We start from the raw sequence: 11,963 nt of genomic DNA on the forward strand, positions 1-11,963 counted from the left end.
TTCTCGCCGGATGTGCCCGCCTTGTCAATGACCTCGGAGACAGGGCTCAGCCGGCCTCGCGTCCCAGCTGGCGCAGCCGGGCGCGCCAGCGCGACACGCCCTTGTCGCCCAGCTGCTCGACGCTGCCGATCAGCGTGGACTGCACCGGCGCCATGCCGACGAAGCCGAGGATGTTGCGCTCCAGCGACTTGACGCTGTGGGCGCGGAACCAGGTGCGGTAGAGCAGGGCCGGCATGCCCATGGTGACGACGATGCGCGCCGACTTGCCGGCCAGGCCCTTGTGCGCAAACGGGTTGCCGCCCTCGGCCCGGAAGGCGAAGCCCGGCCGCGCCACCTGCTCCAGGAAGCCCTTCACCAGGGCCGGCATGTCGCCCAGCCACAGCGGGAACAGCAGCACGATGTGCTCGGCCCAGGCGATGGCGTCCTGCGCCGGCTGCAGGCTGGCCGGCAGCGCGCCGTGCTGCCATTGATCGGCACTGCGCAGCAGCGCGAAGTCCAGCGTGGCGATGTCCACCGTCTTCAGCGAATGGCCGGCCTGCTGCGCGCCTTCGGCATAGGCGCGGGCCAGGGCATGCAGCAGGTGGTGGCCGGAGGCGTCGGGATGGCCTTGCAGGATCAGGATGCGGCGCGGGGTCATGCCCGCATGCTGCGCGGCCGGCGTCGCGCCGGCCTTGATGTGCGTCAGTCGCCCTGGCCCAGATGCACCTGCACCTTGCGGCCGCGGCCGTTGCGCGACACGGCCAGCGTCACCGCATCGCCGGGCTGGCGCTTTTCCAGCAGCGTGAGCATGTCGTCCAGGCTGGCCACCGGCTCGTCGTTGATGGCCACGATGATGTCGCCGGCGACGATGCTGCCGTCGCGGGCGCGGCTGAAGGCCTGCAGCCCGGCCTTGGCCGCCGGGCCGCCCGGCGCCACCTGCACCAGGGCCACGCCGTCGGGCAGGCGCAGTGCACGCTGGATCTGCTCGCTGGCGGCGCTGATGCCCAGCGTCGGCCGGCTGATCTTGCCGTCGCGGATCAGCCGCGGCACGATGCGGTTGACCTCGTCGACGGGAATCGCGAAGCCGATGCCGGCGCTGGCGCCCGAGGGGCTGGCGATCTGCGTGTTGACGCCGATCAGCCGGCCGGCCGAATCGAGCAGCGGGCCGCCCGAGTTGCCGGGGTTGATGGCCGCATCGGTCTGCACCACGCCGCGGATGCTGCGGTTGTTGAAGCTCTCGATCTCGCGGTTCAGCGCGCTGACGATGCCGGTGGTCAGCGTTTGATCCAGGCCGAAGGGGTTGCCGATGGCAAACACCTTCTGGCCCACCTGCAGGTCGCGGCTGGTGCCCACCGGGATGGCCGGCAACTTGTCCTTGGGTGCGTCGATCTTCAGCACCGCCAGGTCGCGGTCGGGAAAGGCGCCCACCAGCTGGGCCTTGAAGGTGCTCTGGTCGGCCAGGGTCACGGTGGCGCCGCTGCCGCCCTGGATGACGTGGAAATTGGTGACGATGTGGCCGTTGCCGTCCCAGACGAAGCCGGTGCCGGTGCCGCTGGGCACCTGGCCGACGGCGCGGTTGAAGAAGTCGCGCTGCACCTGCAGCGTGGTGATGTGCACCACCGACGGCGACAGGCGCTTGAACAGGTCCACCGTGGCCTGCTCGTCGGCATGCAGGGCGCCGCGTGGCGTCACCGCGCGCGGCGTGGCCTCGCCGCGCTGGGCTTGCAGCTGGGTGGACAGCAGGGCCCCGGCCGCGCCCAGCAGCAGGGCGGCAAAGGCATAGGGCAGGCTGCGGCGCAGGACAAGCGGCATGGTCGGAAAGGGCGGTGGATGAACTGTGCGGGACGTGGGGATGCTGCCGGGATTTGCAAGTCCGGCGCTTGAGTATGCTCGGCGACCATGACCCATTCGCCCCCGCCACCGCGCCGCAGCGCTGCCGAGCAGTCCCGGCTGGACACCGAACTCACCGAGCTGATGGAGCAGCGCATCAGCTTCAACCAGCTGCTGGGCCTGAAGGTGCAGCGCCTGCTGCCCTCGCTGGAACTGCGCTTCGACATGCGGCCCGAGCTGGTTGGCCATTTCCACTATGGCCGGTTGCATGGCGGCGTGATCTCGGCCGTGCTCGATGCCCTGGGCGGCGGCGCGCTGCTGGTCGGCCTGGCCGAGAAGTTCGCCCATGAGAGCACCGACCAGGTGATGCACCGCTTCCTGAAGATGGGCACCATCGACCTGCGGGTGGATTTTCTGCGCCCCGGCCTGGGCAAGCACTTCATCGCCAGCGCCGAGATCACCCGCCTGGGCGGCCGCGTCGGCTCCACGCAGATGCGTTTGCACAGCGACAGCGGCGAGCTGATCGCCACCGCCGCCGCGGCCTACGTGGTGTCCTGACGGCAGCGCCGGCGGCGTCGGCCGGGCCGGCCTCAAGTTCCGGCGCGGCCGGCCGATCAGGCTGGGATGCGCCGTCGACTGCTCCAGCTGCTGCCCTCCCTGCTGTTCAGCGCCGCCGCGTCGGCCTCGGCCTTTGCCGCGGTGGGCGTGGCCTGGCATGGCGCGGCCAGCCCCTGGACGGCCGCCGCCTTCTATGCCCCCTTTGGCGCCATCAGCGGCCTGCTGTGCAGTGCATTGCAGCTGGCCTGGCGCCGACTGCCGGTGCAGGACATGCCGCTGGACGGGTCGGGCCACGGCGAAACCCCGGCCGCGGCACTGGCCCGCAGCGTGCTGGCCCAGATGGCCGCCGCCACGCCCGCACGGGCGCCGCGCGCGGAGGCTGCAGCCCCTGCGGCGGCCGCACCACCCCGTCCGGCCCCGGCCGATCAAGAGACCACCGCCTGAGGCTCGCCGCATGATCGAGGTCAAGATCGCCAGTGTGCTGGGCCGTCGTGGTGTGGAGGGCATGCGCTGGGTGCTGCTGGATCCGCAGGAGCCCGGCATCGAGGCCGCCGCCCAGCGTCCGGCCGATGGCACGGCGGCCCTGGCCGCTCAGCGCTCGGCCGATGCGCTGCTGGACCTGCACCGCCATGCGCGGATCGAGCACGGGCCGCAGCAGCGCCTGCTGCTCAGCGGCCTGAAGCTGCTGCTGAGCCTGACCATGCTGGGCCTGGCCGTGTGGGCCGCCAACCAGCACCTGGGCGCACCGGGGCGGGCGGGCGGCGAGGCCCAGCCGACCGCGCCCGGCGCCAGCCCCATGCCGGCTTCGTCGCCGTCGCCGCTGCCGGCGCGGCCCCTGATCACCACCCAGGCCTGAACCCATGGCGTCCGTCTCCACCCCGCTGAACTGGCACGACGAGGCCGAGTTGCTGGGCGTGCGCGTGCGCGCCTATTTCTTCGATCCGGTGGCGGTCGAGGCCCTGGCCGATCCGGTGGCGCGGCTGCTGCCGGTGCTGGCCGACGGTGCCGACGGCGAGCCGCTGCCGCAGCGCCTGGGTGCCGAGGGCGCACGCAGCACCTGCCGCGCCGGTGCGCTGCAGGCCCAGCCCGATGTGCTGCTGAGCCATGGCGACGGCCTGATCTGCCTGAGCCAGGCGCCGGGCCTGCGCGGCAGCGACCGGGCGGCCGAGGCACGCCTGCACGACCGGGCCCAGTGGCGTGGCCAGCTGCGCGTGGACCTGATGCTGCAGAGCATTGCCGCGGCCATGGCCGCCGCCGGCCAGCATGGCCGGCCCACCGCCGCACTGTGGCGCGGCGCCAATGTGCTGTACCAGTTCGACCCCGGCTCGCCGGTGCTGGAATGCCTGGCCACCAGCGTGGGCCCGGCGCGCAGCTACTGGAACGAGGCCGGCGCCATCAGCCCCGCTCAGCTGGCCAGCTTCTGCGAGCCGCGCTTGCGTGCGCTGCCCGGCCTGGTGCCCGATCCGACCCAGCCAGCGGCGCCGGCCTTCAGCGATCCCGACTGAGTGCCGGACTGGGCGCCGGACTGGGCGGTCGGCAGCTCCCAGCCGTCCAGCGCCGCCTCGCGGCCCATCCAGCGGCCGCCGCCGACCACCAGGCCCCGCTGGGCGGCATGCTGCACCACGCGCTCGCAGTCGGCGGCCGACAGGCGCAGCGCCAGGCGCTGCCAGCGGCGGTTGACCAGCGGATCGGCCCAGGCGTCTTCCAGCGCGCGGCGCACGTCGGCCGGGCCGGCATCCACGCCAACGGCCAGGCGCCGCGCCAGCAGCGTGTGCATGAAGATCTGGAAGGCCTGGCGGGCCTCGTCGCCGGGCATCAGCGCGGCCAGCTCCAGCAGGCGCCGGGCATAGCCGTCGCGGCTGAACTGCAGCGTCAGCAGCAGCTGCAGCGACTGCACCGGGTTGATCACGCGCACGCGGTTGGGCGGCAGCACGCGCAGCGGCAGGCAGGCGGCACGCTCGTGGGCGATGGGCGTGGCAAAGCTGGCCAGCACCGCCAGGCGCAGCCATTCGTCGCGGTCCAGGCCGCGCAGCGTGGCCGAGGCTTCGCGGCCCTCCAGTTGCTGGGCCAGGGCCAGCAGTTCGTCCCAGCGCAGCGCGCCGCGGGCCCGGGCGGCGCTGCGGCTGATCGCGGCCAGGTTGCCGGCGGCATAGGCGGCCTCGGTGTTCAGGCGCTGCACCTGGCTGTCGTCGTCGCGGCCACTGGCCAGCAGCAGCGTGACGCGGCGCACCGGGCACTGCACGGCGTCGATGCGGGCCAGGAAGTGCGGCGTGACCTGCACGTCCTCGAAGCTGGCGCCGGCCGACCAGGCCTCCAGCCGCAGCGCCAGCCATTGGCGCACCGCGGCGCTGGCCGGGCGGCTGCGCTGGCCCAGGGCTGCACGGCCGGCCTGCCAGCCCTGGCGCACCGGGTTGTCGGCCTGCAGCTGGTCCACCGGCGGCGTCAGGCGGTGGCGGGCATGGTCCCAGCCCAGCTGGAAGCCCTGCGCCTGCAGCGCATCGCCGGGCTCGTCCGTGTGGGTGCTGGCCGGGGTCAGCGGTGCGGCCAGGCCACGGGGGGCGAAGCCGACGCTGGCTGCGGCGGCCGCCAGCGTGGCGGGCAGGGCAAAAAACGGGAGCGCGGTCTGGAACATGCGGATCTCCTGGGGCGTTGGCCGTCGCCGGGACCTCCCGGCATGGCTGCCAGTGTGGGCCGCATGTAGATCAAATAGTGATCCACCCTGATTTCACATCCAGTATTTTTTTACCTATAGAGTGCCATCCGCAGATGGGCCTGGATGGATCATCTGATGATCCAGATTCATGACACACTGCAGGCCCCGCCACCGCCAGCAGCACCCCCCTTGCGCCTGACCAAGACCAAGCTCGTGGCCGCACGCCAATGCCCGCGCCGGCTGTGGCTGATGCTGCACCGCCCGGTGATCGAATCGCTGCCGGCCGGCCGCGAGCGGGTCATCGCCGAGGGCCACCGAGTCGGCGCGCTGGCGCGCCGCCTTGCCGAGCAGCAGACCGGCCTGGCCGGCGAGCTGATCGATGTGCAGGACGGCTGGGAGACGGGCCTGGCGCGCTGCCGCGAGCGCCTGGCCGGCGACGGGCCGGTGCTGCTGTTCGAGGCGCCGTTTGCGGTGGATGCCGGGCCTGACGGCCACGCCGGCCTGGCCGTGATCGCCGACATCGTGCACCACGATCAGCAGGGCCGGCTGCACCTGATCGAGGTCAAGTCGTCCACGCGGCTGGCCGGCAAGCCCTATGCCGAGGATGCGGCGGTGCAGGCCTGGGCCATGGCGGCGGCCGGCCAGGCGCCGCAGCAGGTGGTCATCCGCCTGATCGACCGCAGCTTCGCCTACGCCGGCGATGGCGACTACAGCGGCCTGCTGCGCGACGAGGACGTCAGCGACACGGTGGCCGCGCTGCAGCCCCAGGTGGCGCAGTGGCTGGCCGATGGCGCGGCCATCGCCGAGGGCGGCGAGCCGGCCATCCGGCCCGGCGCGCACTGCCTGCGGCCCTATCCTTGCGGCTTTCGCGGCCACTGCGACGCCGCCGATGCCGCGCTGCACGGCCCGCCGCCGACGCAGCCGGTGGCCTGGCTCACCGGCGGCCGCAACCTGGGCAAGCTGACGGCCGGCGAACGCGCGCAGATCACCGAAGCCGGCTGGACCGATCTGGGCCAGCTGCCGCCGGACTTTCCCGCCGATGGCCGGGCGCGTGCCACGCTGGCGGCCCTGCGCAGCGGCCGGCCCTGGGTCTCGCCGGGCCTGCGCGAGGCGCTGCGGGCCTTGCCCTGGCCGCGCTGGCATCTGGACTTCGAGACCATTGGCCTGGCCATTCCGCGCTGGGCCGGCGCGCATCCCTTCGATGCGCTGCCGTTCCAGTGGAGCTGCCATGTCGAGCAGGCCGATGGCCGGGTGGAGCACCATGCTTTTCTGGATCTGAGCGGCGACGACCCGCGCCCGGCCTGCGCCCGGGCGCTGGCCGGGCTGCTGGCGCCACTGGCCGCCGGCCAGGCCGGCTGCGTGCTGGCCTGGAATGCCGACTTCGAGCGCCAGCAGCTGTCTGCGCTCCTGGCCCAGGGGCAGTCGACCGCCGCGCCGCTGCGGGCGGCGATCCAGCGCCTGCACGACCTGCTGCCCATCGTGCGCCAGCACTGGTATCACCCGGCGCAGCAGGCCAGCTACAGCCTGAAGGCGGTGCTGCCGGCGGTGGCGCCCGAACTGGACCATGCCGACCTGGACGAGGTGCAGCACGGCGAGGCCGCCCAGGCCGCCTGGCTGGAAGCGGTGGACGAGGCCACGCCGCCGGCGCGCCGCGAGCAGCTGCGCCAGCGCCTGCTGGCCTATTGCGAGCGCGACACCTGGGCCATGGTGGTGCTGAGCCGGCGCCTGGCCGAGTGGCCCACGGACGAGGAGGTTCAATGAGCAAGACGGCCAGGCTGTACAAAATCGAGATGCTGATCCGCAGCCGCGGCCATGTCAGCTTCCAGGCCCTGCTCGATGAGCTGGAGGTGTCGTCGGCCACGCTCAAGCGCGACCTGGCCTGCCTGCGCGACGAACTGGGCGCGCCCATCGAATACGACGCCGCGCTCAATGGCTACAAGTTCGGCAGCGCCGGCTTTGGCCTGCGTGGCGCGCAGCGCCATGAGCTGCCGGGCCTGTGGTTCAGCGAGCGTGAGCTGTATTCGCTGCTGATGGCGCATCAGCTGCTGTCGGGCCTGGACACCGAGGGCCTGCTCAGCCGCCATCTGCAGCCGCTGCTGGAGCGCATCCACGACCTGCTGGGCCCGGGCGACGAGTCGGCGGCCAAGGTGCTGATGAAGCGCGTCAAGATCATCAGCGCGCTGCGCCGGCCGGTGCCGGCGGCCTGCTTCGAGCGCGTGGGCGAGGCCCTGGTGCGCCGCCAGCGCCTGCACATGCGCTACCTCACGCGCACCCGCGGCGAGGTCAGCGAGCGCCAGGTCAGCCCGCAGCGCCTGGTGCACTACAAGAACACCTGGTATCTGGACGCCTGGTGCCACAGCCGCGACAAGCTGCTGCGCTTTGCGCTGGATGCGGTGCAGGAGGCCCAGGTGCTGGAGGCCCGCGCCAAGGACGTGGCCATGCGCCAGGTCGAGGCCGAGATGGACTCGGGCTACGGCATCTATGCCGGCGGCACGCGCCGCCTGGCCGTGCTGCTGTTCAGCCCCCAGGCCGCGGCCTGGATACGCCACGAGGAATGGCATCCCGAACAGCAGGGCGAGTTGCTGGCCGACGGCAGCTGGCAGCTGACCCTGCCCTATGTGGACGAGACCGAGCTGGTGATGGACCTGCTGCGCCAGGGCGAGCAGGTGCGGGTGCTGGCGCCGGACAGCCTGCGCGAGGCGGTGCGGCGCAGGTTGGCGGCGGCGCTGCAGGCCTATGCGCAGGCAGATGCCCAGGACGGTCGGGGATAGCACACCGGCCGGAGTTCGGTCTGCACTTTGGCGGCGGCAGTCGCCTTTCGCCCTAACCCAGCTTGGACGCGTCCCGAATCGTATAGGACAGGCCGTGCCGCATGCAGGTCGCACAGAACGGATGCCTGTACTTGGCGGCTTCCAGCTCGGCATGCGGCGTGTCGACAAAGTCCAGGCCCAGCATATTGGGCTGGTCGTAGACATTGCAGCACAGCGCCACGGTGCCGTCGTGGTTGATGACGGTCTGGTTGAACCGCAGTTCGCAATCGTGTCGCGTGCTGCGGGCGGCTGCGATGCGCGGCAGGTAGACCTGGGGCGGCTCGATCAGCATCGACACGATGGGGTCGGGACTCCCGCGTCCCTCCAGCAGGTCCACCAGCCGTTCGAGCGGCTGGTAGAAGGCGGCGATCGGGTGGTGCTCGAAGCCCAGCTCGTCGCACAGCGCCCGCACGGCGGGAATGTCGGCCTCGCCGCCCTTGTACAGGTGATGGCCCACCCAGACCCGGGTCGTGGCCCGTGCCTCGTCCAGCAGGCGGCGCAGCAGGCGCATGTTGGACTTCACCAGCACCAGGTCGCCGCGCTGGTGCGTGATGGCGTAGCGCTCGGGCGTGAAGCCGGACAGCGAGATCTTCAGGTCGTCGGGGTTGGCCTGCGCCAGTTCGCGCAGGCCCCGGGTGACGTTGAGGTTGGTCGACAGATGGCAGGGAAGGCCGCGCTGCTTGACGGCGCGCACCAGCGCTCCCAGCGCCGGGTGCAGCAAGGGCTCGCCCCAGTTGAACAGCCAGATCGCCGGCCGAGCGGCCACCGCTTCGGCCATGATCTTGTCGAGGATGCGCTCGAACAGGTCCAGCGCCATGTGGCCTCGGGGCCGCTGCGCCGCCGGGAAGTTGCCGACCGGACAGGTCGGGCAACGCAGGTTGCAGGTGCCGACCACGTCGATCGCATAGACGTAGGTGTCCGATTCCCGCGGCGCGTAGCGCAGCAGCGCGCGCCCCTGCAGCGGGTCAAGGACCTCGGGAGCCAGGTGGTCGCGCGGCTGGATGCGGTGCAGCGCGTCGCGCAGGGCGGGCGCCAGCGTCGTGCCGGGGGGCGCATGGGTTGCAGCCCGCCCCAGCCACAGCCGGGCGTCCTCCCACAGGCCCATGTGGTACAGCACCATGCCGATCTCGGGCAGGCTCTGCAGCCAGCCATCGTTGTTGCCATCCTCGGCCCAGGCCTGCTCCAGCAGCGGCAAGGCCCGGGCCGTCGACCGCTGGTGCAGGCGGATCATGCCGAGGTTGTGGCGCAGCGACGGCTGGCGCGGGTCTGCGGCCAGGAGTTGTTCATAGGCCTCCGAGGCGGCCCCCAAGTCTCCCGCCTGATGCAGGGCAAGGGCCTGTTCCAGCCCGGTCGCTTGCACCGGACGGTCGTCCGTGGGGCGCGCTGAGGGCATCGGCCCAGGAGCCTGCGCCGGCTGGCTCATGCAGATGCTGCCCGGCGACGGGCCTCCAGCCGGCGTTGAAAGATCGCCTCCAGCTCGGCGGCCAGGTTCCTTCCATCGCACAGCGGACTGGTGGCCATGCGATGTCGCAGGCCCGTGGGGCCGTTGTCGCGCAAGGCCTGGCGTGCTGCGAGGTCTTTTGCCAGGCCTGCCGCCTGCAGGACGTAGTCGCGCGGGCTTGTCGCCATGCCGCGAGCTTGCCCGATGGCCTGCAGCACGGCCAGCGACTGGCGCGAGACGGGGCGCTGCCAGGGCAGCGTCACGACCGGCACCCCCATCCACAGCGCCTCCAGCGTGGAGATCAGGCCGCAAAACGGAAACGGGTCCAGCGCGACGTCGATGTCGCCGTACTCGGCCAGCATGCCGGAATGCGGCGATGCCGGCCGGGGCTGGATGCGCGCGGGGTCGACGCCGCAGGCCGCGAAACGCCGCTGCGTGTGCGTGACGAAGCCCGGGTCGGCGAAGGTCTTCCACTTCAGCACCAGGCGGCTGCCGGGCACCTCGTTCAGCACAGTCGACCACAGCTGCACGACGTCGTCGCTGAACTTGGCCGGATTGTTGAATGAGCCGAAGGTGATGAGCCCGGTGCGGGCCGAGGGTGGTGGCGCCAGGTCCGGCGCATACGGCGGCGGCGCATAGGCGAAATGGGCGCCCGAGACGCGCTCCAGCGCTTCGGTGTAGCCGGCCTCGCTGCCCGGCGGCGCCTGCGCCGCCCCCAGCACCACCGCATCGACGGCGGGCACGCCCGTGCTGCCGAAATAGCCCAGCCAGGACAGCTGAACCGGTGCAGGGCGCAGCGCCAGCACGCCCAGCCGGCCGTGTTCGGTGTGGCCCGACAGATCGACCAGCACGTCGATCCCGGCGGCGCGGATCTGCAGTGCGAGTGCCTCGTCATCCAGGTCGGCGACGGCATGCCAGTGCTCCGCGGCGGCGCGCAGGCGCTGGTGCATCGGATCGTCGGCGATGTGATGCGGGTGGTGGTCGAAGCAGTGCAGCTCGACGACCCCGCGGTCGTGGGCTTCGATCACGGGTGCCAGCAGCCACGCCACCGGATGGGCGTACAGGTCGCCACTGAGGTAGCCCAGGCGCAGCCGACCCGCCGCTGCGGTGGGCGCCGGCCAGGGCGGTGGCGATGGCCAGGCGATCGCTGCATGCAGCGCTGTGCTGCGCAGATCGTCCGCGCCCTGGGTCGGGTCGTACTGGCTGGCCATCAGCAAGTTGGACCACACCCGGCGGTCGCGTGGTGCGAGGTCGCGGGCGTGTGCCAACGCTGCACGCGCCGCCGCCGCATCGCCCAGGTCCTGCAGTGCCAGGGCCAGGTTGATCCAGGCCTCGGGCATGCGGGCATCGACCTGCACGGCGTGCCGAAAGCACGCCAGCGCTTCGGTCAGCCGCGCTTGTGCGCGCAAGGCGATTCCGCGTGCCACCAGGGTGTGTACTGTCCCGGGCGCCAGCCGGTGGGCCTGCGCTTCCGCCTCTTCGGCGCCGGGCAGCTCGCCCAGCTGCCGCAGCGCCAGCGCCAGATTGGTCCAGGCCGCGGCGAACCCGGGATCGACGGCCAGAGCCTCACGCTGGCGTGCCGCGCCTTCGCGGTGACGCCCCAGTTCCGACAGCAGCAGTCCATGGTTGGTGAGGACGGCCGCAGCGTCGGGGGCGAGTTGCGCCGCCTGCCGAAGCAGTTCCTCGGCCGCCTTCAGGTGACCGGCGGACCGCAAGACGCCGGCCCGTTCGACCAGCCCCGCGACCGCCGGCGCCAGTGCCGGCAGCGCCGTGTCCGCGCAGTGCGTCAAGCCTGAACAGCGCGGCGGCGACGGCCGAAAAGGGCGCCCATCAGGCCCAGCCCGGCGAGTCCGAGCATGCCAGCCCCGGGCTCGGGCACCGGCGCGACACCGTTGCTGCCGGTGAAGGTCCAGGTGAACTGCTGGCCCGCCGCGCCGAAATCGGCAAACTGGTCGGTCTCCAGCGTCAACGAGAACACGAAGTCGCCCGCCGGAAGGTCCGCGTTGGCGCGCACCGACAGGGCCGCGCCAGCACCAGCCGCGAGCGTCATGCCGCTGGTGAATCCCAGCAGGTCAAAGGAGGCCCCGTTCGGGCCGGTCAACGTGAATGAGTGCAGCGTCAGCGTGGTCAGGCTGGCCGTCGAGGCACTGTCGGTCGATGCATTGCTCACGCCGAAGGCAAAGCTGTCGCCCGGCGCCAGCGAGCCCAAGGCATGCGTGCCGCCGGTGCCAAAGTCACTGGCCAGCTCGGGCGAGACCACATGCGTGGCATCGCCGGCGAAGCCCGGCGTGACGATGCGGCAGGCGGATGCCGCGCCGTAGGAGTTGGATCCGGCGACACAGTCCTCGGCGGCCGCCGCGCCGACCACTGCCACGAAGGCGCCCGCATGCGCGGCCGTGGCCGCCGTGGCGGCCGAACCGCTCACGTAGTGGCCGACCGGCGCCAAGGTGGCCGCCGAGGCGCCGGCGGTGCTGACGAACGACCCCGGCAGAGCGGCCTGGGCACTGGACTGCCCGGTCGATGCCACGTAGTAGCCTGGGCTGGCGAGCTTGGCGGCGCTGGCGCCGACCGTGTCGACATAGCGTCCCACGGGGGCCGGCGTCGCAGAAACCGCCGCCGTGGTGCCGACATAGCTGCCCAGCGCCGCGGCCGTGGCCGCCGAGGCACCGCTGCCGGCGACGTAATAGCCCAG

General features: G+C 72.2%; 12 protein-coding genes. 6 read left to right on the forward strand and 6 right to left on the reverse strand.

What is annotated here, in order from left to right:
* Nucleotides 1-46: 46 nt before the first annotated feature.
* On the reverse strand, nucleotides 47-637 hold the full coding sequence (locus KBC94_RS28355) for an NAD(P)H-dependent oxidoreductase (RefSeq protein ID WP_294378695.1): 591 nt from the start codon (nucleotides 635-637) through the stop codon (nucleotides 47-49).
* Between the two features lie 44 nt (nucleotides 638-681).
* Nucleotides 682-1,791 carry a trypsin-like peptidase domain-containing protein gene (locus KBC94_RS28360; RefSeq protein ID WP_294378698.1) on the reverse strand — a complete coding sequence of 370 codons (1,110 nt, stop codon included), beginning with the start codon at nucleotides 1,789-1,791 and terminating at the stop codon, nucleotides 682-684.
* Nucleotides 1,792-1,878: 87 nt separating this feature from the next.
* On the opposite strand from KBC94_RS28360, the gene KBC94_RS28365 reads away from it, so the two are divergent.
* The 4 genes from KBC94_RS28365 (at nucleotide 1,879) to KBC94_RS28380 (ending at nucleotide 3,872) form a co-directional block, all read left to right on the forward strand.
* Nucleotides 1,879-2,367, forward strand: coding sequence for a thioesterase family protein (locus tag KBC94_RS28365; protein WP_294378701.1), 489 nt, complete (start codon nucleotides 1,879-1,881; stop codon nucleotides 2,365-2,367).
* A 66-nt stretch (nucleotides 2,368-2,433) separates the two neighbouring features.
* Entirely contained in the window at nucleotides 2,434-2,811 is a 378-nt protein-coding gene (locus tag KBC94_RS28370) for a hypothetical protein (protein ID WP_294378704.1), read from the forward strand.
* A gap of 10 nt (nucleotides 2,812-2,821) precedes the next feature.
* Nucleotides 2,822-3,223 carry a hypothetical protein gene (locus KBC94_RS28375; RefSeq protein WP_294378709.1) on the forward strand — a complete coding sequence of 134 codons (402 nt, stop codon included), beginning with the start codon at nucleotides 2,822-2,824 and terminating at the stop codon, nucleotides 3,221-3,223.
* Between the two features lie 4 nt (nucleotides 3,224-3,227).
* The gene (locus KBC94_RS28380) at nucleotides 3,228-3,872 is read left to right on the forward strand and encodes a hypothetical protein (RefSeq protein ID WP_294378712.1); all 645 of its coding nucleotides are present in this window, start codon (nucleotides 3,228-3,230) and stop codon (nucleotides 3,870-3,872) included.
* On the opposite strand, the gene KBC94_RS28385 is transcribed toward KBC94_RS28380, so the two are convergent.
* On the reverse strand, nucleotides 3,773-4,999 hold the full coding sequence (locus KBC94_RS28385) for a hypothetical protein (RefSeq protein WP_294378715.1): 1,227 nt from the start codon (nucleotides 4,997-4,999) through the stop codon (nucleotides 3,773-3,775). The genes KBC94_RS28380 and KBC94_RS28385 overlap by 100 nt on opposite strands.
* A gap of 156 nt (nucleotides 5,000-5,155) precedes the next feature.
* Between KBC94_RS28385 and KBC94_RS28390 the strand changes: the two genes are divergently transcribed.
* Together KBC94_RS28390 and KBC94_RS28395 are read left to right on the forward strand one after the other, a co-directional pair.
* On the forward strand, nucleotides 5,156-6,781 hold the full coding sequence (locus tag KBC94_RS28390) for a DUF2779 domain-containing protein (RefSeq protein WP_294378717.1): 1,626 nt from the start codon (nucleotides 5,156-5,158) through the stop codon (nucleotides 6,779-6,781).
* Nucleotides 6,778-7,791 (forward strand): WYL domain-containing protein, encoded by a 1,014-nt coding sequence (locus KBC94_RS28395; RefSeq protein WP_294378719.1) that lies wholly within the window; start codon nucleotides 6,778-6,780, stop codon nucleotides 7,789-7,791. The genes KBC94_RS28390 and KBC94_RS28395 overlap by 4 nt, the downstream gene beginning before the upstream one ends.
* 52 nt (nucleotides 7,792-7,843) lie before the next feature.
* Here KBC94_RS28395 and KBC94_RS28400 read toward each other — a convergent pair whose 3' ends face one another.
* The 3 genes from KBC94_RS28400 to KBC94_RS28410 all read right to left on the reverse strand — a co-directional run.
* Nucleotides 7,844-9,139 carry a radical SAM protein gene (locus KBC94_RS28400; RefSeq protein WP_294378721.1) on the reverse strand — a complete coding sequence of 432 codons (1,296 nt, stop codon included), beginning with the start codon at nucleotides 9,137-9,139 and terminating at the stop codon, nucleotides 7,844-7,846.
* Nucleotides 9,140-9,249: 110 nt separating this feature from the next.
* Entirely contained in the window at nucleotides 9,250-11,061 is a 1,812-nt protein-coding gene (locus KBC94_RS28405) for a hypothetical protein (RefSeq protein WP_294378724.1), read from the reverse strand.
* Nucleotides 11,058-11,963 (reverse strand): PEP-CTERM sorting domain-containing protein (locus KBC94_RS28410; RefSeq protein WP_294378727.1); only part of this gene is annotated, 906 nt, incomplete at its 5' end. The genes KBC94_RS28405 and KBC94_RS28410, both read right to left, overlap by 4 nt.

The sequence above is a fragment of the Pseudacidovorax sp. genome (genome assembly GCF_017991995.1).
Lineage (GTDB): Bacteria > Pseudomonadota > Gammaproteobacteria > Burkholderiales > Burkholderiaceae_C > Xenophilus.

What these genes read in the sequence shown, in the direction of transcription:
- KBC94_RS28355 (WP_294378695.1), bottom strand. Translation starts at nt 637, where the DNA reads ATGACCCCGCGCCGCATCCTGATCCTGCAAGGCCATCCCGACGCCTCC.
- KBC94_RS28360 (WP_294378698.1), bottom strand. Translation starts at nt 1,791, where the DNA reads ATGCCGCTTGTCCTGCGCCGCAGCCTGCCCTATGCCTTTGCCGCCCTG.
- KBC94_RS28365 (WP_294378701.1), top strand. Translation starts at nt 1,879, where the DNA reads ATGACCCATTCGCCCCCGCCACCGCGCCGCAGCGCTGCCGAGCAGTCC.
- KBC94_RS28370 (WP_294378704.1), top strand. Translation starts at nt 2,434, where the DNA reads ATGCGCCGTCGACTGCTCCAGCTGCTGCCCTCCCTGCTGTTCAGCGCC.
- KBC94_RS28375 (WP_294378709.1), top strand. Translation starts at nt 2,822, where the DNA reads ATGATCGAGGTCAAGATCGCCAGTGTGCTGGGCCGTCGTGGTGTGGAG.
- KBC94_RS28380 (WP_294378712.1), top strand. Translation starts at nt 3,228, where the DNA reads ATGGCGTCCGTCTCCACCCCGCTGAACTGGCACGACGAGGCCGAGTTG.
- KBC94_RS28385 (WP_294378715.1), bottom strand. Translation starts at nt 4,999, where the DNA reads ATGTTCCAGACCGCGCTCCCGTTTTTTGCCCTGCCCGCCACGCTGGCG.
- KBC94_RS28390 (WP_294378717.1), top strand. Translation starts at nt 5,156, where the DNA reads ATGATCCAGATTCATGACACACTGCAGGCCCCGCCACCGCCAGCAGCA.
- KBC94_RS28395 (WP_294378719.1), top strand. Translation starts at nt 6,778, where the DNA reads ATGAGCAAGACGGCCAGGCTGTACAAAATCGAGATGCTGATCCGCAGC.